At 63.7% G+C, this 22414-nt stretch carries 29 protein-coding genes and 1 tRNA gene; 17 read left to right on the forward strand and 13 right to left on the reverse strand.

Going from position 1 to position 22414, the window contains the following annotated elements:
- Positions 1-74 precede the first annotated feature (74 nt).
- Positions 75-545 carry a hemerythrin domain-containing protein gene (locus BM199_RS02950; RefSeq protein ID WP_091668933.1) on the forward strand — a complete coding sequence of 157 codons (471 nt, stop codon included), beginning with the start codon at positions 75-77 and terminating at the stop codon, positions 543-545.
- 69 nt (positions 546-614) lie between these two features.
- Here the strand turns inward: BM199_RS02950 and mbp1 are convergent, their stop codons facing one another.
- Positions 615-848: a microaggregate-binding protein 1 gene (gene mbp1, locus BM199_RS02955; protein ID WP_091668936.1), complete on the reverse strand. Its 234-nt coding sequence runs from the start codon at positions 846-848 to the stop codon at positions 615-617.
- A 132-nt stretch (positions 849-980) separates the two neighbouring features.
- Here mbp1 and BM199_RS02960 point away from each other — a divergent pair, with 132 nt between their 5' ends.
- From BM199_RS02960 to BM199_RS02990, 7 genes are all read left to right on the forward strand, one after another.
- Positions 981-1175 (forward strand): DLW-39 family protein, encoded by a 195-nt coding sequence (locus BM199_RS02960; protein ID WP_091668939.1) that lies wholly within the window; start codon positions 981-983, stop codon positions 1173-1175.
- A 27-nt stretch (positions 1176-1202) separates the two neighbouring features.
- Positions 1203-1275 (forward strand) — tRNA-Ala (locus BM199_RS02965).
- 125 nt (positions 1276-1400) lie between these two features.
- Positions 1401-1598: a hypothetical protein gene (locus tag BM199_RS02970; protein ID WP_091668941.1), complete on the forward strand. Its 198-nt coding sequence runs from the start codon at positions 1401-1403 to the stop codon at positions 1596-1598.
- A complete protein-coding gene (locus BM199_RS02975; RefSeq protein ID WP_091668944.1) occupies positions 1595-1927 on the forward strand; it encodes a hypothetical protein in 333 nt (110 codons plus the stop codon). The genes BM199_RS02970 and BM199_RS02975 overlap by 4 nt, the downstream gene beginning before the upstream one ends.
- A gap of 46 nt (positions 1928-1973) precedes the next feature.
- Positions 1974-3221 carry a DNA cytosine methyltransferase gene (locus BM199_RS02980; RefSeq protein ID WP_245788096.1) on the forward strand — a complete coding sequence of 416 codons (1248 nt, stop codon included), beginning with the start codon at positions 1974-1976 and terminating at the stop codon, positions 3219-3221.
- A gap of 173 nt (positions 3222-3394) precedes the next feature.
- Positions 3395-4012 carry a very short patch repair endonuclease gene (locus tag BM199_RS34895; RefSeq protein WP_281245651.1) on the forward strand — a complete coding sequence of 206 codons (618 nt, stop codon included), beginning with the start codon at positions 3395-3397 and terminating at the stop codon, positions 4010-4012.
- 77 nt (positions 4013-4089) lie between these two features.
- A complete protein-coding gene (locus tag BM199_RS02990) occupies positions 4090-4830 on the forward strand; it encodes an Eco29kI family restriction endonuclease (RefSeq protein WP_091668952.1) in 741 nt (246 codons plus the stop codon).
- A gap of 81 nt (positions 4831-4911) precedes the next feature.
- Here the strand turns inward: BM199_RS02990 and BM199_RS02995 are convergent, their stop codons facing one another.
- Together BM199_RS02995 and BM199_RS35140 are read right to left on the reverse strand one after the other, a co-directional pair.
- Positions 4912-6078: a DUF262 domain-containing protein gene (locus BM199_RS02995; RefSeq protein WP_177242443.1), complete on the reverse strand. Its 1167-nt coding sequence runs from the start codon at positions 6076-6078 to the stop codon at positions 4912-4914.
- On the reverse strand, positions 6071-6850 hold the full coding sequence (locus BM199_RS35140; RefSeq protein WP_177242444.1) for an FRG domain-containing protein: 780 nt from the start codon (positions 6848-6850) through the stop codon (positions 6071-6073). Before BM199_RS35140 ends, BM199_RS02995 begins: the two co-directional genes overlap by 8 nt.
- Positions 6851-7612: 762 nt before the next feature.
- Here BM199_RS35140 and BM199_RS03005 point away from each other — a divergent pair.
- Complete coding sequence (locus BM199_RS03005) at positions 7613-8455, forward strand: hypothetical protein (RefSeq protein ID WP_091668960.1); 843 nt, start codon at positions 7613-7615, stop codon at positions 8453-8455.
- Between the two features lie 280 nt (positions 8456-8735).
- Here BM199_RS03005 and BM199_RS03010 read toward each other — a convergent pair whose 3' ends face one another.
- Entirely contained in the window at positions 8736-9074 is a 339-nt protein-coding gene (locus BM199_RS03010) for a nuclear transport factor 2 family protein (protein WP_091669746.1), read from the reverse strand.
- 76 nt (positions 9075-9150) lie between these two features.
- On the opposite strand from BM199_RS03010, the gene BM199_RS03015 reads away from it, so the two are divergent.
- Positions 9151-10125, forward strand: a complete 975-nt coding sequence (locus tag BM199_RS03015) for a helix-turn-helix transcriptional regulator (RefSeq protein WP_091668963.1) — start codon at positions 9151-9153, stop codon at positions 10123-10125.
- Between the two features lie 4 nt (positions 10126-10129).
- Here the strand turns inward: BM199_RS03015 and BM199_RS03020 are convergent, their stop codons facing one another.
- Complete coding sequence (locus tag BM199_RS03020) at positions 10130-10870, reverse strand: DUF899 domain-containing protein (protein WP_091668965.1); 741 nt, start codon at positions 10868-10870, stop codon at positions 10130-10132.
- A gap of 91 nt (positions 10871-10961) precedes the next feature.
- On the opposite strand from BM199_RS03020, the gene BM199_RS03025 reads away from it, so the two are divergent.
- Positions 10962-11441, forward strand: a complete 480-nt coding sequence (locus tag BM199_RS03025; protein WP_091668968.1) for a winged helix-turn-helix transcriptional regulator — start codon at positions 10962-10964, stop codon at positions 11439-11441.
- 182 nt (positions 11442-11623) lie between these two features.
- Here the strand turns inward: BM199_RS03025 and BM199_RS03030 are convergent, their stop codons facing one another.
- Together BM199_RS03030 and BM199_RS03035 are read right to left on the reverse strand one after the other, a co-directional pair.
- A complete protein-coding gene (locus tag BM199_RS03030) occupies positions 11624-12313 on the reverse strand; it encodes a response regulator (protein WP_281245652.1) in 690 nt (229 codons plus the stop codon).
- Between the two features lie 22 nt (positions 12314-12335).
- Positions 12336-13619 (reverse strand): sensor histidine kinase, encoded by a 1284-nt coding sequence (locus tag BM199_RS03035; RefSeq protein ID WP_091668970.1) that lies wholly within the window; start codon positions 13617-13619, stop codon positions 12336-12338.
- A gap of 180 nt (positions 13620-13799) precedes the next feature.
- Between BM199_RS03035 and BM199_RS03040 the strand changes: the two genes are divergently transcribed.
- Complete coding sequence (locus BM199_RS03040) at positions 13800-14393, forward strand: hypothetical protein (RefSeq protein ID WP_091668973.1); 594 nt, start codon at positions 13800-13802, stop codon at positions 14391-14393.
- A gap of 87 nt (positions 14394-14480) precedes the next feature.
- Complete coding sequence (locus BM199_RS03045; RefSeq protein ID WP_177242445.1) at positions 14481-14960, forward strand: DUF4234 domain-containing protein; 480 nt, start codon at positions 14481-14483, stop codon at positions 14958-14960.
- Between the two features lie 147 nt (positions 14961-15107).
- Here BM199_RS03045 and BM199_RS03050 read toward each other — a convergent pair whose 3' ends face one another.
- From BM199_RS03050 to BM199_RS03060, 3 genes are all read right to left on the reverse strand, one after another.
- A complete protein-coding gene (locus tag BM199_RS03050; protein ID WP_091668976.1) occupies positions 15108-15743 on the reverse strand; it encodes a Pr6Pr family membrane protein in 636 nt (211 codons plus the stop codon).
- Between the two features lie 36 nt (positions 15744-15779).
- Positions 15780-16178 (reverse strand): hypothetical protein, encoded by a 399-nt coding sequence (locus BM199_RS03055; RefSeq protein ID WP_091668979.1) that lies wholly within the window; start codon positions 16176-16178, stop codon positions 15780-15782.
- An 87-nt stretch (positions 16179-16265) separates the two neighbouring features.
- Positions 16266-17534, reverse strand: coding sequence for a M14 family metallopeptidase (locus tag BM199_RS03060; protein WP_245788099.1), 1269 nt, complete (start codon positions 17532-17534; stop codon positions 16266-16268).
- 152 nt (positions 17535-17686) lie between these two features.
- Between BM199_RS03060 and BM199_RS03065 the strand changes: the two genes are divergently transcribed.
- Both BM199_RS03065 and BM199_RS03070 read left to right on the forward strand, forming a co-directional pair.
- Positions 17687-18229 carry a DUF2020 domain-containing protein gene (locus BM199_RS03065; RefSeq protein WP_091668982.1) on the forward strand — a complete coding sequence of 181 codons (543 nt, stop codon included), beginning with the start codon at positions 17687-17689 and terminating at the stop codon, positions 18227-18229.
- Positions 18230-18414: 185 nt separating this feature from the next.
- The gene (locus BM199_RS03070) at positions 18415-18867 is read left to right on the forward strand and encodes a DUF6918 family protein (protein WP_091668985.1); all 453 of its coding nucleotides are present in this window, start codon (positions 18415-18417) and stop codon (positions 18865-18867) included.
- Between the two features lie 62 nt (positions 18868-18929).
- Here the strand turns inward: BM199_RS03070 and BM199_RS03075 are convergent, their stop codons facing one another.
- Positions 18930-19649, reverse strand: a complete 720-nt coding sequence (locus BM199_RS03075; RefSeq protein WP_091669757.1) for a hypothetical protein — start codon at positions 19647-19649, stop codon at positions 18930-18932.
- A gap of 89 nt (positions 19650-19738) precedes the next feature.
- Between BM199_RS03075 and BM199_RS03080 the strand changes: the two genes are divergently transcribed.
- Together BM199_RS03080 and BM199_RS03085 are read left to right on the forward strand one after the other, a co-directional pair.
- A complete protein-coding gene (locus tag BM199_RS03080; protein ID WP_091668988.1) occupies positions 19739-20299 on the forward strand; it encodes a peptidylprolyl isomerase in 561 nt (186 codons plus the stop codon).
- A 180-nt stretch (positions 20300-20479) separates the two neighbouring features.
- Positions 20480-21439: a rhomboid family intramembrane serine protease gene (locus BM199_RS03085; RefSeq protein WP_091668991.1), complete on the forward strand. Its 960-nt coding sequence runs from the start codon at positions 20480-20482 to the stop codon at positions 21437-21439.
- Positions 21440-21470: 31 nt separating this feature from the next.
- Here BM199_RS03085 and BM199_RS03090 read toward each other — a convergent pair whose 3' ends face one another.
- Positions 21471-21887, reverse strand: coding sequence for a PH domain-containing protein (locus tag BM199_RS03090; RefSeq protein WP_091668994.1), 417 nt, complete (start codon positions 21885-21887; stop codon positions 21471-21473).
- An 84-nt stretch (positions 21888-21971) separates the two neighbouring features.
- Positions 21972-22238, reverse strand: a complete 267-nt coding sequence (crgA, locus tag BM199_RS03095; RefSeq protein WP_091669760.1) for a cell division protein CrgA — start codon at positions 22236-22238, stop codon at positions 21972-21974.
- Positions 22239-22414 lie beyond the last annotated feature (176 nt).

The raw sequence follows: 22414 nt of genomic DNA on the forward strand, positions 1-22414 counted from the left end.
GACGGGTGGTCACACACTTCTGATTCGCTGCGGCGGCGCTCGCGGATTGGGCAGCCGGCCCGGAAAGACAGAACATGGCAGGCAGGTTCGAGGAGTTGATGCGCGGGCTTCGTGACGCGACGGCCGACCGGCGGAGCCTGCGTACGGAGTTGGCCGCATTGCTGGTTGCGCACGCCGAGGCGGAGGAGCAGGAGGTGTACCCCGGGTTACGTCGGTTCGCGTCGTCAAGCGACGAGGAGGTCGAACACGGGGAGGAGGAACACGCCCAGATCAACCAGGCGCTACTGGCATTCCTCGAACTCAACGACGTCGAGGGCGAGACCTACGACGAGAAGCTGGAGGAGTTGGTGGAGGTGGTGAACCATCACACCAACGAGGAGGAACAGACTCTGCTCAACGACGCGCGGACGAAGCTCTCGCCGGAGGAACGCAAGCGATTGGGTTTGGCGTTTCTGAAGGCGCGAGCGGCGGCGGTCGACGCGGGCAGCGGCCGGGTGGAAAGACTGCGGCAGCTGGTGGCGGAAGTAGAAGGCAGTCTCCGCTGAGCGTGTTCCACGTGGAACCGCGAGAACGCCAGCAGGGGTCGCCCGATGGCGCACTCGCGGTGGTTGGGATTACTGCTCGGAGCGTTCGCGGCTCTCGGCGGCGGCGGCCTCTCGCTTGGCCTGCTCCGCCTGGGTCTCCTTCTCCGCTGCGGTCTGTTGGGCGTCGGCCTTCTGCTGCTGGGCCTCGCCTTCCCGCTCCATGTTGTCGTTGCCCAAGAAGGTGCCGGCCGTTTCCTTGACGCGGCCCTTGATGTCCTCGACCGCTCCCTTGATGCCTTCCTGCTGCTGATCCTTGTCAGCCACGGCGTCTCCAATCGTCGAAAGGACGTCGTCGGTGATCGCGTACCCGTGACCCCCACCGGATAAACAGCGCACCGGAAGCGTGCAGTAGCATCACGGGAGCACACTCACAAGTTGTTGAGGGAGGGGCTTCACGTGAAGAAGCTGCTGGCGCTCGCGGCCGTAGCGGGCGGCGTACTGTTCGCCATCAAGCGCAACAAGGACGCCAAGGCCGAGGCCGACCTGTGGCGTGAAGCCACGGCACCAACCAGCACACCGCTGGGGGGAGCCTCCACCAACGGCAGCGCACCGGCGAAGGCAAACTCGTCGGACGCCTCCAGCAACAACTGATCGTCCCGCGGGCAGCCGCCCGCGTCCGGGGCTGTAGCTCAATTGGTAGAGCACCGCCTTTGCAAGGCGGGGGTCAGGGGTTCGATTCCCCTCAGCTCCACAGCGTTTGACCAATGGTTTTTAGGGCCATATCCCACCCGTAAATTTTGTGATGGGACCCACGATGGGTGCGAGTATCCTCGTGTTGTGGTCAAGCGGACGAACGGGAAACCCCGCGCGTAGGGAATGATCGAGCGCCGAGGCAACTCGCTGCGCGTCAAGGTGTATGCCGGGACCGACCCGCTGACCGGCAGGCGGTTATACCTTCGGGAGTCGACGACCGACGAGGCCGAGGCGAAGCGGATCATGAACCGGTTCCGCTCGGAGGTCGACGAAAACCGCAACGCCCGCTGGAGGACAGCACGCACGAGTGTCGAGTCGTGAAAAACAAGCGTCGTCCAGGACGACCGCCGGCGGACGGCTACCCGGACCACGACTGCACGAAGGCCGGCTGCACGGTTACCAAATGCCCGTCGCACCAGTGCCGCCCGCTGTCCAACGCGACGATCTCCAAGTTGCACTTCATCATGCGCGGCGCACTGTCGGCCGCGGACGCGCTGGCCGACGAGCGTGACGGACATGCCTACTACGCAATCAACGCCCTAGGGCGCGACACGAGCGAAGACAAGCTGTTTGAGATTCGTTTCTGCGACGGCGAGTGGATGCTGGCTGTCGAGGCGGACCTCACGCCCTTCGATGAGCACGCGTCGTAGGCGTGTCGCACGTGCGTTCGATCCAAGACCGCGGTACAGTCACCACGTGACTACGCAGCCAGCCCTCTTTCCCGACGCCACTCCTTCCCGCGAGGTGGGCACCAGCATCGAGCTCTTCACAGGGGGTGGTGGGCTGGCGTTGGCCATGCATAACGCGGGCTTCCGTCACTTGTTGGCTGTCGAGTTGGAGAAGCGGGCGTGCGCGACATTGCGCGCGAACCGGGCGGAGGAGTGGGACGAATTCGCCGCACAAGGTCGAGAACTGAACTCGCCGTGGCCGCTGATCGAGGGTGACATCCGTGAAGCGGACCTGTCGCGGTATCTCGGCGAGGTCGACGTAATCGCTGGTGGCGTCCCGTGTCAACCCTGGTCACTGGGTGGCGTGCACAAGGGCTACGACGATCACCGGAACCTATGGCCGGAATTGTTCCGGACCGTCCGGGAGACTCGGCCGCGGGCGGTGATCGCGGAGAACGTCAAGGGGCTGTTGCGGCCATCGTTCAAGCCGTACTACGAGTACATCCTTAACGAGCTGCGAGCACCTTTCGAGCGGCGCGTGGATGGTGAGGACTGGCGCGACCATGACAAGCGCCTCCGCAAGGTATTAGCTAAGGACACCGGGGACGCCAGCGAGCGCTATGACGTCAAGTACTTGACGGTCAACGCCGCTGACTATGGAGTGCCCCAGGTCCGGTGGCGAGTGTTCGTGGTTGCTTTCCGTCGTGACCTCGGCCTGAAAGATTGGGAGTTCCCGCAGCCAACCCACTCTGAGAGCGCGCTGCTACGCGCGCAGGCAGACGGTAGTTATTGGGATGAGCACAAGGTGCCTAAACGCTACCGCCAAACACCGACGTTAGCTGGCGGCGTCGACGATGGCGATGGCACCGCGCGATGGCTCACCCTGCGCGACGCCATCAAAGGACTCGGCGAACCGCTCGGAGACAAGATCGAGCACCCGAAGCACTTGCACCACTATGGCTGGCCAGGCGCGCGGCAATACGCCGGGCACACTCCGAACCTGCTGGACCGCCCGGCGAAGACCGTCAAGGCCGGAGTACATGGCGTTCCCGGGGGGGAGACTGTGCTCAAGCGCGACGACGGGTCGATCCGCTATATGACCGTGCGGGAGGTAGCGCGGGCGATGACCTTTCCAGACGACTGGTTCCTGGTCGGCCCGCGCGGTGAGCAGATGCGGCAGCTCGGAAATGCCGTGCCGGTCAAACTCGGCGAAGCTATCGCCAGTTCTGTCGCTGAGGCTCTGTATCCACATCTGACGTCCCGGCGAGGCTCGTGACACCTCACCCACTCTGGAACGACCAAACGCCGGACCCAGCGGCGTGGAAACCGGCGCCCGGACTTGGTCGACGCGAGCGAGCGGAAGAACAGGATCGCGCCGCGGGTGACCGCGCCGCCCGCGAGATTCACCTGCCGGACGGGCGGACCGGTCACGCCTCTGTCGCACTGCGGGTGTTTCCCAGCGGACGGCGCGTTTACGCCTATCTCCGCTGGTCCATTCGCGGTAAGACGCGAGAGTGCTACCTCGGCGAAGTCCATGCCAGTACTCGCACCGAGAATCTCACCCAAGCCTGGCGGCAGATTCACGCCACGGGATTACTAAACCAACGTCACGCTTCTCCGCAACCGGGCCGCCAGGACTCCTCTGAGTCGGGCTCCTGGGCATCCAGTCCCGCGTCTCGTGCGGTAATGCGCGCCAACCGAGGACGGGATACCCGACCCGAAAGAGCACTACGCTCCGCCGTCCACGCGCTCGGCCTCCGTTACCGGGTAGCCGCACGCCCCATCAAGAACGTCCGACGCACCGCCGACCTCGTGTTCCCCCGCGCGAAGGTCGCGGTATTCCTCGACGGATGCTTCTGGCACGGCTGTCACGAACACCACCGGCCCGCGACCGGGGCAACCTCAGAGTTCTGGAAAACGAAGATCGAAGACAACAAGCGCCGCGACGCCGACACCGACCAACGCCTGCGGGCCGCCGGTTGGGACGTCATCCGGGTCTGGGAACACGAGGCCACCGACCTCGCCGCGCACCGTGTGGCCGAAGCGGTAAAGGCTCGCCAACGATAACGATCAAGGCACTACATACAGCACAGCCTTCCCTGTACGCTCGCCGCGACAGTAAACGATCTTCGGGAGTGTCAGGGATGCCGTCTAGTGGCCAGTTCCGGCTGAGTATTACGCGTGCGCTTGGCGATCAGCTCGCAGACGGGCTAGCGAATCTTGAACCAGACCCACTCCACCTTGGGTACGTCACCGCACTTGAGAAGCGTCCCGGCGTCTACCAACTGTACGAAGACGATGTGCTCGTCTACATCGGCAAAGCCGAGAAGTCACTGCAGGACCGTCTCCGTAAGCACCACGACAAGATCGCGGGACGACTAAACATCGGCATCATAACGTTCACCTGCCTCTACGTCGATGAAGATCTGCATGCTGTCGCCCCAGAAACCCTCCTCATCAAACGTTATAAAAAGGAAGGACTCGCGTCCTGGAATTTCAACGGCTTCGGCAGCAATGATCCTGGTAAGGCTCGCGACGAGACCGTGTTCGAAGACAAACACTTTGACACGCAGCATCCGGCTAATTTGAATTTACATTGTGAGGGAATTTCAGCAGGAACTTATAAAGCTGATAGGCTCTTGAAGGAACTCAAAGCTAGTCTCCCGTATGTATTCCGGTATGAAGCGTCACCGCTACATCACGAGTTAGAGATCGATGTCGCCGAAGATGATCCGATAGCGGATCATCTATTCGAGGACATCGCACGTGCGATCGCCAGTGCAGATCCCTCTTGGCAGATTACTGCGCTGCCTGGGTATGTCACCATGTACCGGAAGCAGGGCCGGTACCCAAGCGCCAGGAAGACGTATCCTTCTACCCGCTAGATGGCCGTATGGCTCGGATGCGCGCCGCGAACGTTGCCATTCCCTTGAGCCGTAGCTAATCGGGGCCGATCTCACATATGGTCACTCTTCATTCTTAAATAGCTCTCCAAGAGCAACCATGGGATCTCGCCCTTTCTCGCGTTCCGAGAACCAAGTATCAAGGATTTTCAGACGAAAAGTTAGGGCGCTGCCATCGTTCGGGCTCTGCGACAACCGCGCAAATTCAAGCATCTCGTATTCGCCCGGGTGAAGCTCGTCATCATTTTGGGCGCGCCTGATTCGCCGTGCCGATTCGAATGCTCTAAGTTCGGATCTACTTGGGAATTGCTCACCACGCATACTTCTTGCCTCAGCAAGAAGGTAATAAACCGAGACCATGCCGATGCTGGACAGAAGCGAATCGCTGTCGACGAACACTTCCGATAGTATGTCGAGGATTTTCTTGCAATCCTCCACGTCTTTTTCTGTCCTTCTTTCTCCTGCTAATCCCAGCTTCTTTATTTCCTTGAAGAAGGCATCCAGGCGGACCTTTTTGGTGTCACGGATGTGTGGAATCGTGTCCGCCGCACCGACCGTCTGAATTGGGTCTTTGTGACGATCTGTCCAGTATAAAAACTTCGCCGCCAGATCGAAGTGACGGTATCGCCTATTCGTAAACGGAAGTTTTTCTTCGAAGAACTGGTGCTCTACCAGCGAACGAACTGCCCGGGGGAGTGGTCCTCCCAAAGCGTTCCGCTTCTCGGCAGCGTTTAGTGGCATAGCCTCGTTTAGACGCGAAAACATTTCCTCGATCAACTCAAGGTCGCTTGTTCTGATTACGACAATATCGAGATTTGCGGCATTGAGGTTGCTTATAAGAAAAGGGTGTGACGTTGTGAGTTCACTGTATGTCTTCCCTGCAGCGTCGGTGCTCTCGTCGGCAAGATATACAAACTCAGAGCCAAGTGGAAATCGGTTCTCTAGGAACCCGAATATAGCTTCAAGTCGCTGTCTACCGTCGATGAGTGCCCAACGCTTGAGTTCTCCGTGTATGCGCCGAGGAGATGGAAACTGGTGGAAATATATTTTGGGCACATCGAAGTCATTGATCAGCGAGTCGATTAGGAGTTGTTGTTTCTCCACGGACCATATCTCGCCCTGCCTCTGGTAGTCAGGGTCCATTTCGATCTCGCCGCTTCGGTTGTGAATGTACTGCACAGAGCTGTTTTTTAATGTCGAAATATCAAGGGAGTATCCCTTATTAGTCATCGTACTCCTCCCGAATGAGCATGGCGAAAGAATCCAAGTCGAGGTAAACGGAGGCTCGGTTAATATTAAGCGCATCCAGTTCGTTTCTAATTCGCTCTTTAGCGGTTACTGGGATAATCCAACTAGACAGGGATACGCCAAGGGATTTCTCGAGAGGCTCGGGGTCCCTATGGTGGCTTAGCGTAAATACGCCGCTTTGTGCAACGATTCTGGCAAACGACTGCTGGGCAATCACGGCTACCGGGCCCTTCGTCTGTTTCGAATTTGACGATAGCAGATAGTCGTCCAAGTCTTGGTCCATGCCTAAGAGGAGTAGGTTCCGGCTACCGAAGTTCTTTCGGTTTAGTTCGTAAGGGTCGAGGCAGAACAGTCGGCCATCGGCGTCCCCCTCTTCGCCTCCGTCCGATTCGACCGCGAAGTAGAGTCCTATCAGTGGGTTGCTCGTCCAGTCTAATAGGCGAGTCGGCAGTCGATGGTGCTGTGCCAGGCAAATCCATTCCCAGTCGTTTACAGGGTTGACGGGTGCCCGGCCTGCGACTTGCTGGCGAAATTGCTTCAGCATGTCGTCCTCGTGGTCCACCCAGCCGGACTTGCGTCTTGCAGAGGGTATGCGGAGCCAACTTTTGTCGATCTGCCCGCGGAACCAGGTTCGTGAATCAACGTGTGATGGGCTAAGCAGCGCAACGAGGTCGCTTACCGAGGAGATCGTCGGTTCCTGATGTGTGGGTTCTTCGCCCGTGGGTGAACCATCAGTTCGCCGGGTACCGTCCACGGCGCCGCCTCCAGTCCCGTCGATTGATCTGCCCTGGCTCCACTCGATCTTAGCCAGATGAACCGGGCTCTCGGGACGGTGGCGCGTATCGGGTGCGCTCGCAGAGTCGTTGGAACAATGCGCGCGCTTGACGACGCCCGACGCGACTCCCGTTGAACAGCCGTGACAACCTGCGCCCCCGTCTGGGTCACTGGCAGCATCGCTGCCGAATTGCCTTCTCCCACGTCAAGGGCGGCGCTAGCGGGGCGTCGCCGGGCACACTGCGGCCTCCTGCTGACGCCCGGGGTCGCGCCGGCCCGCGAAACGCTGCCATGGAGTACACCAGAGGCAACCGCGCCGTACGCCTGCCCAGCGACAGGCAACCGAGAGGGCTTTGACGTGCGCCTTTACAAGGCAGAGTCAGAGGTTTGTTCCTTCAGCTCCCGCATAGTCAACGATCCGGTGGGTTGCGGCGGCCACCGAGCTCGTTAGGTACAACTCGCACCAGGTCCTCACCGCGCCGTCACGAGTCGGCTGCTGACCTATACTCCACGAGGCCATCGAGCGCCGGCAGGCCGAGGAACAGGCCCATGCCGCCGGACTCGCCCGGCACAGCGAGGATCTCGCCGAAGAACAGGCCAACGAGGACACCTCGACCGCGATGCGTGGCTGGGAGGAGTAATCAGTGGTACGCGCGCTCGGCCAACGGGAGCGGTGCGGACCGGAAGCCAGCTGTGATCACCGCTTGAATCCCCCAGTGTGCAAGGTCGGATACTAAGTCGCATGGTTCCACCGCTGTCGGATGACGAGTTGCTGCGCGCTCAGCGCTGTCGGGACTATGCGCGGGCAACGGCTGTACTCATGGAAGACCACGACGTGCCTGGAGCGGCGGGTCTGTTCGAGCAGGCATTATGCAACGGGCTCGCAGTGATCGTGGAGGCCCGATGGCCTGGCTCTGAGGTCGACAGCAAGGGAAGGGTGAAGTCCGCGAAGGTGCTTCTTGAGGTGATCGCGGCTGAGGAGGCTCGGGCAGGTCGTATCGGACCAGTACTCGCGCTTGAGGAGCCTGGGGCTGCTCCGCCAGTGGTGGGCGAGTGCATCCCGTACTGGGATGAGTCCGAATCTGAGCCTGCGGTTCATGTTGAGATTGCGGTGTTACGCGAGGCCCTACGGGCCACCGCGCCCCGTAGGCACGGAAAGCTGAGCGAGAAGCCACTAGAAGTCAAGCACATCGACTCGCTCGCCAAGCTCGACACCCATCCTGCACTCAACTCGTTACACGGCGAGTATGGCGAGTTGAGTGTCGCGAAGGAACAGGTTCGGGACCTGTGGCGACGACACCAGGCAGAGAACTACCTAGGCATGCTCAGCGAGGCGGAAATCGGGCGGCGGGTGCTGGCTGCCCAGGACTTGTTACCGTTCGACCCGAAAGACCGCTTGATCAGCCTTGGTCTGCAGGAGTGTCCGATCTGCGATCAAGAATCGCTCCTGGTGGAGCATTTAGATGACTTCGGGATAGGGATCGGCGCAGGCACCTGCTTTGTGTGCGGTTACTACCGTAGTGAGGCGGTTGTGGACGAGGCGGCCTGGCAGTTCACGTGGTTGAACAGGTGGAAGTACGAGTAGCCCGTCAAGGCCAGCGGTTGTCGATGCGTCTGATAACTCGTGGCGAGTGTGTCGCGTTCGGCACTCAAGGTTGCATGCGCTCAGAGCTACTTGGATGGGACCCACGATGGGTGCGAAAGTCCAGCAACGCCGTCCAAGACAGCCAGTGCAGACAAGCGCTAGGGCAGCTTGACCAGCGGCAGGCGCCCCAGAGGGGCTCACCAGCACGTTTACCAGGCGGGGGTCAGGGGTTCGATTCCCCTCAGCTCCACAGTGCGCACAACATGACTGTCGAGCCGGATCACGGCACAAATACCGGTTGGTCCACGGTCCATAGCCATGACCCGTCCGATTGACGACGGGCGATCTCGACCGTCACTTCTCCGGTGGTCAGCGTGGACGCTGTCAGCGCCAGATCGTCGCTCACCAGCGCTGGATGCTGCCTTCCCGGCGAGAGCACCGGCGCGGCCGCGACGAACTGCTCGTACACTTCGCGGATTTCCGCATGTCCGGTCGCCAGGTTGCCCGGCGGAAACGCCAGTACGGCGTTCGGTTCGTACAACGCCACCAATCCGTCGACGTCGCCCGCGTTGGCGCGCTCGATGAAGTACCTGCCCAAGTCGTTCGGCTCACTGGCCACTGTCTTGCTTGTCATGCGGATAAGACTTCCAACAAATCACGACATCCTGTGTCGCGTATTCCGTTAACGTTTTCGTGTGCGCGCCGACCGGTTGGTCTCATTGGTTCTGCTGCTGCGACAGCGCGGTCGGCTGTCCGCGACCGCGCTGGCTCGCGAGCTGGAGGTGTCCACCCGAACCGTGCTGCGCGATATCGAAGCGCTGTCCGCAGCCGGCATTCCGGTCTACGCCGAACGCGGCAGGCACGGCGGTTTCGCGTTGCTGCCCGGATTCCGAACCGAGCTCACGGGGCTGAACCACAATGAGGCCCTTGCTCTGCTGGTCGCCGGATCACGGCGGGGAGCGCAGGCATTCGGCCTCGGCTCGGCGCTCGCTTCGGCCATGCTCAAAGTGGTCGACGCGCTACCCGAAAGCTATCGGGACACCGCGGCCGGCGTGGCTGAGCGATTGCTGATCGACCCCGAGGCCGACCTCCTCTCGCGTCGGCTGGTCGCTGAGGACGTACCCGACTCCATAGCGGGCGAGGTCCGCGGCGCGGTGCTCGCCGGACACAAATTGCGCATCCACTACGCGGTGGTGGACCAGAGCCCGAAGTGGCGCACTGTGGACCCGATCGGCCTGGTCACCGTCCGCGACCAGGGCTACTTGCTGGCCGTGAGGTCCGGCGCGGACCGCACCTACCGGTTGTCCCGGATCTTGGCCGCCGAGGAACTCGCCGAACCCGCACAACGGCCAGACCGGGTTGATCTGGATCGGGCCTGGCAGGACCGCAGCACGCGGTTTCGAACCGGCGGCGACCAGGTCACCGCGCTGGTGCGAGTGGACCCCGTGCGGCGGGAGGACCTGGTGGGCACCGCAGTGGCCGTCCTCGCCGAAGCAGCCGACGCAGACGGCTGGCTGCGGCTGGAGGTGGCCTTCCAGGATTCGAGGCACGCCGAATGGGCGCTGTGGCAACTCGCCACGAACGCGGAAGCCCTGGCCCCGCAATGGCTGCGCACCGTCCTGCGCGATCGCGCCGCCGCGGTCGGCGCCCGCTACGGAATGCCATCCTGACCGATCAGCTAGTGAAGCTCGGGTCGGCGGGATGCGCGTCCCGCAATCGGCCCTTCGGCTCCTCCCATTCCTCATGGCGCCCCAGCGCGGTGATGTCGAGCAGCCGGTAGGCGTGCATCATCACGTCGACGCCACGGCCATAGGCGGCGTAGGTGTGGAAGACGTCGTCGCCGTCGCGCAGGAAGGCGCTGACCCCGGGTTGCTCGCCGACGTAGTCGATCAGCCAGGCCTGCCCGGCGGCGGTCAGCTCGTCGCCGTTGCGGAAGTTGTAGTTGTTCGGCGTGACCGCCGGGTCCAGCGTGACGTGGAAGTCGTAGTTGAAGTCGCCGCCGTACGAGGAGTACCAGGGAAAAGCCCAGCCTCGCTGCTGTTGGTACGCGGCCAGCTTCGGATACGGCGCGCGCGAGACGGCGGCGAACGCGGTGTCGCGCGCGGCCAGGTGGGCACGGGCCCCCTCGCTGAGGTCGTCGGCCATCGCGCTGCAGCTGCCACAACCCTGGTCCCAGGACGGATCGAACATGAAGTGTTGCAGCACCAGCTGGCGTCGCCCCTCGAAGAGATCCGACAAGCCGACCTCGCCGTCCGGGCCGGTGAACCGGTAGTCCTTCTCGACCCGCACCATCGGCAGCCTTCGCCGGTCGGCGTTGAGTCCGTCGAGGGCCCGGGTCAGCTCCTTCTCCCTCGCCAGCAACTCTCGGCGGGCGGTCAGCCATTCGTTCCTGGTGACAACCTGCGGTAGGTCCATGGTGCCCTCCAGATTGCGCTAACTTTTGTGATGCAAGTACTCTAGACGAGGTAACTTGCATCACACAAGTGAAAGGCGGAACATCGGCCTTGTGCTTGGTCGAACGTACGAAAACGAGAACTGCTCAGCGGCCCGTGCGCTGGAACTGGTCGGCGAACGCTGGAGCCTGTTGATCATCCGCAACGCGGTCTTCGCGGGCATGACGCGCTTTTCCGACTTCGAGCGCAGGCTCGGAATCGCGCCGAACATCCTGGCTAAGCGCCTGGACGGGTTCGTGGCCGACGGGCTGATGGAGCGACGAGAAGGCCGGGAGTACGTGCTCACGGAGAAGGGCCGTGAGCTCGGCACGGTCATCGTCGCGCTGACCGAATGGGGAGATCGCTGGGCCGCACCGCAGGGGCCGCCGATCCTGTACGAACACGAGGGCTGTGGCGGGCCGGTTCATGTGCGTGTCTGCTGCGAGGACTGCGGGCTGCAGCCCGCGGCGGCCGACGTGGTCGCCGTCTACGGCCCCGGATCTGACCCCCAGCGCCGCCCGCCCCGCGCACCGAGCCGCCCGCGCACCGCTTGAGCTATGGGCATCGTGCCCACTCGGGGACCGGCGTGCTGCACCACCCGTGCAGAGCAAGTCGGCACGGGGACCGTTGGGGGCGAACGTTTGCAAGGCGGGGCGGGGGGTTCGATTCCCTCAGCTCCACAATCTGGTGATCGCACGATCACATCCCGCCCGGCCGCGTCGCCACAGCAGAGCATTCACGACGCCAGAAGTCCGGCTTGGTAGGCGAGGATGGCGAGTTGAACCCGGTTGCTCACGTCGAGTTTGGCGAAGGTTCGGGTGATGTGGGTTTTGACGGTGGCCTCGCTCATGTAGAGCTCTTTTGCGATGGTCGAGTTCTGCTTGCCCTCGGCGATAGCGGTGGCGACCTCACGTTCGCGATCAGTGAGCGAAGTGAGTTTGGCCAGAGCTTTGCGGTGGTGCGGGTTGCGCCGTTCGGCGACGAAATGGCTGACGAGTGTCCGAGTGGCCCTCGGGGACAACATTGCCTCACCGGAGGCCGCGACACGGACACCGGCGATGATGTCCTGCGGGGATTCTTCTTTGAGCAGGAAGCCACTGGCACCCGCGGTGAGCGCGTCAAACACGTACTCGTCGAGGTTGAAGCTGGTCAGCACCAGAACTCTCGGTGCGTTCGGTAGTGCGCATACGGCCGCGGTGGCAGCCAGTCCGTCCATGCGCGCCATCCGGATGTCCATCAGCACGACATCCGGTGCATGCTTGATCACCATCGTGACCGCCTGGTCACCGTCGTCAGCGTGTCCGACGACCGCAATGTCTTCGGCACTGTCCAGGATCATGGCCAGTCCGGTACGCACCAACGGGTCGTCGTCGACAAGCAGAACCCGCAATTGGCGCGGGTGGTCGATCGTGGAGCCGGCGGTCACGCGCTTATGTTAGGGCCAGGCATCAAGATTGCTTCGGCCACGGAAGCCAAGCGGACACGACAAATGTGTCATCATCGGTCGGTCCGACGCTGACGTTGCCGTCCAGCGCCGACACCCGCTCGGCGATCCCTGTCAAACCACAGCCCGAATCCGCATCAGCCATGGTGCCGTCAGCATGGGGGAGGGGGTTGCGAACGTCGATCGTGATTCCAACACCCGGGCCGCCGCGAACCGTGACCTCGGCCGTCGTGCCTGCCGCGTGACGGAGCACGTTGGTCAGCGACTCTTGAACGATTCTGTAGCTGGCCACACCGAGTGGTTCGGGAGCGGAGGCCGCGTCGTCGAGCAGCATCGTGACGTTGAGGTTCAGGCCGGCGCGGCGGGAGTTGCTGATGAGGTCGGGAAGGTCAACCAAATTCGGCTGAGCAGGCTCGGCGCGATGGCCGGGCGGATTTCCGCTGGCGAGGCCCCCGCCCTCGCGCAGGACACCGATTACCTTGCGTAGATCATCGAGGGCCTCCCGCGCCGAACCACGCACCGTGCGGGCCACTTCGGCGAGCCGTTCCGGGCCGTTGTGGCTGTTGACCTCCAGTGCCCCCGCCTGCAGCGAAAGCAAGGAAAGCCGATGCCCGAGCACGTCGTGCATCTCGCGTGCGATCCTGGATCGCTCATCCCGTCGTGTCACTTCTGCGAGCAGTTCCTCTTCTTTGCGCTCGCTATGGGAAAGCTCTCTGCGAGTGCCGCGTAGCAGCCCGATTCCGAGCGGAATCGCGGTCATCATTACGGCAATCACGAGCACGGCAGGCACCGGCACATCGACGACCTCGAAATGGCCCTGTGTGCGGTCCGCGGTAGTACTGGCGCCGAAAAGCCACTGCAATGGCGAGACCTCGGGGTCGCGGCCGGCATCGTGCGCCAACGCCACCGCGGTTGCGGCGTAGACGGCGGCTGTGCCCAGCCAGAGGACGTGGTCGCGGCGGCTGGCCGCCAGCGCGGCCAGCGCGATCAGCGCGGCCAGTGCGTCGGCGACGAACACCAGTGGCGGCACCACGGCGATCCCCGTGACAAGAACCGGGTTGTGGTGCCGCCAGCACAATGCGATGGCCGCGCCGATCGCCACGAGCAGCCCGATCCCCGCCCGCCACCCTGGTTCGAGGTCCACTTGGCCCGGCACGAAACTCTCGGCGCCGAACACCCAGAAGCTGCTCAGCACGCTTGCGCTGACGGCCAGCACCGTGACCGCTGTCGCCAGGACGCGCCGTGCACGTGGGCGCACCGCGGGCGCGCGGCCGGTGATGTCGGTCATGGCGACTTAGCGTACGGACAGCTGCGGTCAGCCAGAATCGTCGAGGCGTATTGTTTCCCGTCACTCCGCTACGACCTTTGTCGTAGCCGTCTCGATCTCTTCGAGCGACGCGAGTCGGTTGCCGCCAGTGGTTCTCTCAAGGCCCCGGTTCGACACCGACTTTCCAGGAGTGAATCTCTCATGCGGCACCTGAACCACCTGCTCGCCTGCACCGCAGCACTGGTCCTGCTCACCGGCTGCGACACCGGTCCCGCTTCTGGTACTGGGGCGACTGTCGTCAACGACCAGTCAACTGGCAGCGGTTCGCAGGCCGCCAACGCCGACGCCGCTCTCGGTAGTCGGGAAAGCCCACTGGACCTGGGCACCACGATCGAGATGGGTGATTGGACACTGGCTGTCGTTGACATCACGCGCGATGCCACCGATGTCGTGCTTCAGGAGAACGAATTCAACGAGCCACCCGCCGACGGCCGCCAGTTTGTCTTGTTCTCGGTCGAGGCCACCTACGCGGGGGCGGATTCCGGCACCGCTTGGACCGACTTCAGCTGGGCCATCGTCGGCAATGACGGCAACACCTTCGGTGGCGGGTCGATGAATGACTACTGTGGAGTGATCCCCACTCCGCTTGACGAGACCGGTGAGACTTTTGCCGGTGGCAACGTCAAGGGCAACGTGTGCATCTCGGCGGCATCCGACCAGCTCGACGGTGCGACCATCCGCGTCGAAGAGACCCTCAGCTTCGAGGACACACGTGCCTTCTATGGGCTCCAGTGACCAACGGCCAAGCTGCCTAGCGCTGCTGGGTAGATTGCCTCAATGCGATTTACTTAACCCAAACAGTCCAGATCGGAGCTCGAATTCATGACCCAGCAGGATCCGTATCCATCAACTGACCGGCCGCAGCCCGAACCGATGCCGGACACCATCCTCCCCACGGCAGCGGCGGCTGGACTGGCCATGAAGCGACGGCACCCGGTCACGGTCTGGTTGCTGTGGCCCCTGATCACAATCGGCATCTACCACCTGGTGTGGTACTACAAGATCCACAAGGAGATGGCCGAGTTCGATCGCCGCCGCACGGTGCCGGTAGCAGGCCCGATGCTGGTCCTTCTACTGCTGAGCTGGACGATTATCGCGCCGCTGATCTCCTACTACAACACCGGAAACCGGATTCGTGCCGCGCAACGCGCCGCCGGGCTCACACCCAGTTGCAGCCCGGTCGTTGGACTCTTGCTGACGTTCGTCTTCGGCGCCAACATCATTTACTACCAGGTCGAACTCAACAAGATCGTGGACCACTACGGCGTCCCCGAAGGCACTCAGATCCAACTGGCCGTGTGAGCTGAACTGCGCGCGTATTCAGCGGAGTACAAACGGGAAGCGCCGCGAAGATCGGGAGTACGTGCTCACGGAGAAGGGCCGTGAGCACGGCACGGTCATCGTCGCACTGACCGAATGGGGTGATCGCGGTGTCGCGAATCCGTCCGCTCAGTCCGCGGGGCTGCCAATTTCCACACCGACCGGTTCCGGGCTGACCCGCTTGCCGGACCACGTGGTCACCAGCGTCAGCGCCACGAACAAACCGGTGATCATCAGCGACATCACTGCCACGTGGCCGTAACCGCCGGGCTCGTTCGGATTGAGGAACGGGTAGGGATACCAGTCGGCGAACAGGCCACGGGTCAGCGTGTACGTGACATACGCCAGCGGGAACAGCAGCCACACCAGCGTCCGGCGCAGCGCGAGCCGCGAACGAGGCGGCATCAGCAGCCAGTCCAGTGCGATGACCAGCGGCATGATCCGGTGCAGCACCCAGTTGCTGAACGGCACCGCCTGAACGTTCGCGTTGGTTAGCAGCATCGCGTAAACCAGGCCCGTGGTGACCATGTAGACCACCGCCGCGCCGCGCAGCGTCTCGACGAGCTGCGACTCGACCGGCGTCCGGGCGGCCAGCAACAGCACCACGGCCGCGAAAAGATTGCTCAGCACGGTGAAGAAGCTGAAGAAGTTCGTCAGCTGAAATCCGGGCTCGTTCCATTTGACCGCGATGTTGTGGACCAGCGCCGCGATGATCAGCAGCGCACCGACCACGCGGTAGCCACCGACAAACCCTGCTCTGCTCATGACGTCGACCGTTCGTCCTTCGGGCCAGCGACCCGATCAGCGCTTGTACCTACGGCGGATGGCTTTCATGCCCAGCGCGATCACCGTCGCCCCCGCCGCCACTCCTACCGTCACCAGTGCCGCGCCGACGGCCCACAGTCCGCTTGCGTCGCTTGTCGCGGCATTGACGGACCAGGCCGCCCCGAAGGCCACGGTCATCGTCACCACCACCGGCACCACCGGGAGCAGCCAACCCGCGGCCGCAGCCAGCACGATCAGGCTCACCACGCACCCGATCACCTGCGGCGCCTCGTAGGGACCACTGGTCGTCTGCGTCGCCTGATCGAACTTGTACCCGTTGTCCAGTCCCAGCCACACCCACCACACCGCGACGGTGAGCGCGGCCAGCGCCACCAACAGGGCCACCATGCGCGTCACCGAACGCTGCTGCTGCATACAACGACTCTCTCAGGACGCAACCCGCTCGGCCACATGACAACGCCCGGACGCACAGGGAACGCCCGACCGTGTCGTTACTGCCAGTCAGCCCGCCGCCCGCAGCAACGTGTCCACCGCCGCGTCGTTGCGCGCGGTCTCCCTGGGGATGACCTCGTCCGGCGGGTAGAAGCCGCTGAGCCCGCCACCGCTGCGTGGATACATCTCGAACGTGTAGCTGAGGATCTTGTGCTGCGCCCACATCCAGTCGTTCACCGATCCGTCCGTCACGTACAGATCACTCGACTGCTGTGGCGTGTACCCGTTGCTCCGCGCGATCTGCCGCCCGACGTCCTGGAAGCGCCGCGCCTCGGTCTGCGTCATACCCGGAGCCGTGTCGTTGTAGGTGTAGCCGTAGGGCCACAACACGAGCTCCGAGTACGTGTGGAAGTCGATATGCGCCGTGATCTGCTGCCGGCCACCGACCACCCGCGAGTTGACGTAGTTGGACACCGCCCTGGTCTCCGGTGCGGAGAACGCCGACGGCCCACGGTAGGTCTCACTGCTCGGGCTTCCGCTCGAACCGCCGCAGCAGCCCCACTTGTAGCCCCAGTTGCGGTTCGGGTCGGTGCCCTGTCCCTGCCGGTTCTTCCGCCAGCCCTTGTACCGCCCGCCCGAGATGTCGTACTCCGACCCGTCCGGATTGACGCTCGGCAGCACCAGGATTTCCCTGGTGTCCACCAGTTGCTTGATCGCGGGGTCGGTGTCGTAGCCATCGGTGAACCGTTGCACGATCCGCAGGCACATCTCCGTGGTGAGGTGCTCCCGCGCGTGCTGGTTACAGGTGAACAGCACCTCCGGCTCGTTCTCGTCGGTCGCCACGTTGTCACTGATCTTGATCAGGCGCAGTTCCCTGCCCTCGTACGATCTGCCCACACTGGACACTCTGGCGAGGCTGGCGTGGTCACGCGCGGTGGCCTGCAACTCGGCAGTCATTTCCGCGTAGGTGTGGTATTTCTCGTCCCCGGCCGGAAATTCGTCGATCGCGGCCGAACGCGGCTGTCCGCCACTGCGTTCCGCCAGCATCGCGTCGAAATCGCCGATCTGGTCCAGGGAGAAACCGATCGCACGGAGGCTGCTGGCCTGCGCGGGCGAGGCGACGACGGTCATCGCGCCGTCCCTTGTGCCGAGTACGTCGACGCCGGAGCCGGCGACCGCCGTCCGTTCCGCGGTGTCGTCGGCTCCGAGCACCGTGTAGACACCTCGATCCGGCGCGGTCTCGGTCTGCGGTTGGGCGGTGACCGGCGATGCGGTCGTCGCCAGCAGAGCGCCCCCTGCCATCGCCGCCACGGCGATCAGGACACGACGGGTCAACATAGCGCCTCCGAACCATTACTGACTGTGTTGTTCCCAGAGTGCTCAGGATGCCTTAACCGCAACAACCGTCCTTCGTCGGGAAGGTTCGGCCTTACTTTCGTCGGGTCGGACTGGCGGCCGGCGTTGCCGTCGGTCTGGATACTGTGCGCGGTATGCGACGACTGGTTCTCATCACCGTGGTCACGGCAGGCCTGCTGGTCGCCTGTGGCCAGTCCGACGACGCGGCGCAGGACAACGCCGCGGCGTCCACAAAGGTCACTCCTTCGAGTGATATGCAGGCTCCTGCACTGCCTCCTTCGCCCGAGCCTGCCGTGGAGGAGCCCTGTCCGTACCTCACCGAGCAGTTCGTGGAGGAGGCGAACGGGCAGCGCGTCGCGAAGGTCAGCACTTCCACGGACAAGCCCCATCCGGCCTGCTTCTTCTACCGAGCCGACGGCTCGGAGCAACTGTCCGTGCACGTCTACGCCGGTGACCCCGAGGTGGCGACCGGGCTCGTGGACGAGGCGGCTCCGGTCGGCACGTCCAACCCGGCGAGCGACCCGACCGGCTGGAACGGTGGTTATCAGAAGCTGGAGGACGGTGCCGTGTACGCGGTCGCGAAGGAAGGAGCGGCGGTGATCGTCCGAACCAATCAGTTACAGAGCGTGAAGGCTCGAACCGTTGCCGAGGAGGTTATCTCCGAACTCCAGATCTGATCTGACAGGCTGAAGGAGTAGCTGCGTGAGGGGTAAGTTGATCTTGTACTACCCTGTCCCGCACGCGCAGGCGTCGAGGACCAGCGCGACGTTCGGTGGCCGCCCCAGTGGGCCACACGGATCAGCGCACGACCCCCTGCCGACACACCGCACCGTCGATCTCTACGTAAGAAGGATACGAATCCGTGGCTGAAACCCTCAAGGAAATCCTGCTCGACTCCAGCAGGCGTCCGGCCGTCGTGACCGACCTGCAGACCCTGGTCGACGAAGAGGTCTCGGACAAGAGCGGCGTCTCCGGCGCCGTCGTCAAGACCGGCTACGCCGGCGTCAAGAAGATCAAGCCCGGCATCATCGGCTCTGCCGTCGACAGCCTGCTGGACGACTTCACCGCCGCCCTCGAGCCGTTCTACGCCGACTTCAAGGCCTCCGGTGGCGCCGACTTCGGCGACTACCTGGCCGGCCGTTCGGACGAGGCCGCCGACGCCCTGCTGAACGTCACTGACTCCCGCTCGGAGCAGAGCAGCAGGGACAGCATCAAGAAGGTTTACAGCAAGCTGCGTCCGCAGGGTAAGAAGAACGTCGAGGAGGCGCTGCCCCGCCTCGGCAAGCTGATCGACAAGCACGCCGCGACCGCGTAACGCATCGCAACACGACTGAGGGCCGGGGCGAACGTTCGCCCCGGCCCTCAGTCGTCAACAGATCAGTTCTTCTTCTCGCTGGTCGTCGAGCTGGCAGCCTGCTGGCCGTTGCCCTTGTTCTGCGGGGGTGTCGGCTTGGCCACCGGCTTCGTCGGAGCCGGCTTCGCCGTCCCGGACTTGTCCGAGTTCGGGGCAGCGGCCGGCTTCGACTCCGCCTGCTTGTTCTGTGCCGGGGTCGCTGTGCGCGGGGGTGCGGGCGCGACCGGTGGCGCCGGCTTCGGCCGGGCGGCGTAGGCCACCGCGGCCGCGAGCGCGCCGAGACCGAGCAGCCACGGCCACTTGCGACGGCTCTTCTTCTCGCCCTTGGCCGCCACCTTGGCCTCGGACATGGCGGTCTTGAAGTCCTTCTTCGCGTGCTTGAAGTCCTTCTTCGCCCTGCGCTTGGAGTGCCCGGCGGACTTCGCGGCCTGAATGGCGGCCTTCTTCGCCTTCCGTCCCGGCTTGCGCAGTTCCTCGCGGCGCTCGGCAGCGACCTGCTGGGCCTGCTTCGCACTGCGAGCGAGTTCCTTGCGGGTCTGCTTGGACTTCTTCGCGAGCTTCTTCCGCGTGCGGCGACTGGACTTGCGCGCGACGTCGGCGCTCTCCGCGAACTTGTGCTCGGCGATCTGTGCGGCGTGCGCGGTCACCTCGGCTCCCGCCTTACCGACCTCGGCAGCGCGCTTACGCAGACCGAGCAGGCCGGACTTGGCAGGCTCGTTCACCTGCTCAGGGGCCCGAGTCATGGCCTTCACCTCGTCAATCGTTTCACTTCAGCTTGTCTGCTCGTTACCTATCCTGCCCCTTTCCGGAAGATTTCGCTGCGGATGGCACGATGAACCTCGTGACTGAAAGCAATGGATCCCTCGTTGGGGCGACAGTGACGGCGACCCTGCACACCAATCAGGGCGATATCCACGTCAACCTCTTCCCCGACCACGCCCCCAAGACGGTGGCGAACTTCGTCGGTCTCGCCGAAGGCACCAAGGACTACACCCAGCCGAACGCCAGGGGTGAGAAGGACGGTCCGTTCTACGACGGCTCGATCTTCCACCGTGTCATTGACGGCTTCATGGTCCAGGGCGGCGACCCGACCGGCACCGGTCGCGGCGGACCCGGCTACAAGTTCGACGACGAGTTCCATCCCGAACTGCAGTTCAACAAGCCGTACCTGCTGGCCATGGCGAACGCGGGTCCGGCGACCAACGGCTCGCAGTTCTTCATCACCCTCGGCCCGACTACACACCTGAACTTCAAGCACACGATTTTCGGTGAGGTCGCGGACCAGGACTCCCGCAACGTCGTCGACACGATCGGCCACACCGCGACCGGTCCCGCGGACAAGCCGCTGGACGACGTCGTCATCGAGCGCGTCACGGTCTCCCGCGAGGGTTGATCCACACCCCATGGGTCGCGGACGGGTAAGTTGGGGGACACCGTGAGGGTTATGCACAATCCTGCCGACGGGAGGTAGCTGGAGCTTGCGGAAGCTGCCTCGAGGCGGCCGGATGCAGGTGACACTCGCACGGAAGCAGTACCTGGGAGTGTGCATCACCCGAACATTGCATAGGACACCGTGAGCCAACCTCCGTACCCCCCGCATCAGGACCCACCTCAGCAGCAGGCGGCCTTGCCGACCTGCTGGTGGCATCCGAACAGGCAGACCGGCCTGCGCTGCACCAGGTGTGAGCGGCCGGCCTGCCCGGATTGCCTGCGCGAGGCGTCCGTCGGTTACCAGTGCATCGACTGCGTGCAGTCGGGCCAGCGGCAGCAACGCGCGCAGCAGGGGCAGTACCGCCGCGCCGGTTTCGGTGCGCGAACGGCCGCGGGCGCGCGCCCGATCGAGCGGCCGATCGTCACACCGGTGCTGATAGCGATCAACGTGCTGGTCTTCATCCTGACCGCCGCGCAGGCGCAGGACCCGATGAACAACGGCGCCGCCCAGCTGCATCAGGACGGCGTGCTCTGGCCGATCGCCATCGTCAGCGGCGACGAGTGGTGGCGGCTGATCACCTCTGGGTTCCTGCACTACGGGCTGCTGCACGTGGCGATGAACATGTTCGCTTTGTGGATTCTGGGCCGGGACCTGGAGATGCTCCTCGGCCGGCTCCGGTTCACCGGCCTGTATTTCGTCTCACTGCTCGGCGGCTCCGCGGCGGTGTTCCTGTTCGACGACATCGGCAAGGCCACCGCGGGCGCGTCCGGAGCGATCTACGGCCTGCTCGGCGGCATCCTCGTCGCGGTGCTGAAGCTTCGGCTCAAGGCGACCCCGGTGCTCCTCGTGATCGGGCTGAACGCCGTGCTCACGCTCTCGATCCCGAACATCTCCTGGCTGGGCCACCTCGGTGGCTTCGTCATCGGTGCGCTGATCATGCTGGCCATGCTCTACGCGCCGGAGAAGAAACGCGGTGCCTGGCAGGGCGGGGCGGTCGCGCTGCTCGCCGTCGCGCTGATCGGGCTGGTGTTGCTGCGCGATGTCCAACTCGCCAACGCGACCTGCACCGTGATCGGCAACCAGCTGGTCTGCACCAGCTGAACCGCGCGCGCTTCTGCAACACAGCCTCGGGTCAGTACGCAGGGCGCAACGCGTTGAGCTCGTCGAGCACGTCCCTGGGATCGGCTCCCAGTTCGAGGGCGCCAAGAATCAGCAGCTCGTCAGCCTCGATCTCGAGCACGCTGACATCGCGGCCGAGACGGCGGGTGGTGGTCGACCGCACCCGGACCTCCGGCCACGACCACTGCCGGGTACTGGTGAGGGTGCGAACCCGGATGCCGTCGTGGTCGGCGGCCAGGCGGGGCCGGACGAGGGCGCCGTGCGCGGCGGCTGCGGCGAGCGCCACCGCTGCGACGCCGAAGAGCAGGGCCCCCGTGCGATCGGCGACGAGAGCCAGGTAGGCGGATCCCGAGGCCGCCGCAGCCGCGCCGAGCCACCCGACCACGACGAGCGCCGGCTTCGGTGAATAACTAGATATGGGGTTATCCACAGGGCTTATCCACAATGGGGATGAGTCACAGTGATGTAATTAGCTGTCAAGCGGCCATTCGGCGCAATCATGGCTGTGAGTGACCTACCGCCAGCGCATGGTCATCAGCAGGCCGGAAATCATCAGGGCGAACCCGACGGCGAAGTTCCAGTTACCCAGTTCGAGCATGAACGGGATTTTGTCGCCTGCGATGTAGTTCACCACGAGCCAGAGCAGGCCGAGCAGCATGAGCCCGAACATCACGCCCTTGTAGAGCGGGTGCGACGGCCCGGCCGCGCGCACCTTGACAGGTGTGCGGCGATCGGTCGGCGGCGTGTAGGCCGTCTTCTTGCGGACCTTGGACTTGGGCATCGGAGTCCTCGCGTGCTGGTCGGTCTCTGTCAGGAACAATTCGTTGCAACCTCGTTGTCACGCATCCAGGCGCAACCACGACTATCTGAACACGTTAACGTAATCGAGGGCGCGCAAGTACCGGGGAGAGCCGTCCTCGCAGCCCGAATGTGACTTCGGGGCCCACCTGACGCTCG

Origin of the sequence: Amycolatopsis marina (assembly GCF_900111885.1) — a bacterium.
Lineage (GTDB): Bacteria > Actinomycetota > Actinomycetes > Mycobacteriales > Pseudonocardiaceae > Amycolatopsis > Amycolatopsis marina.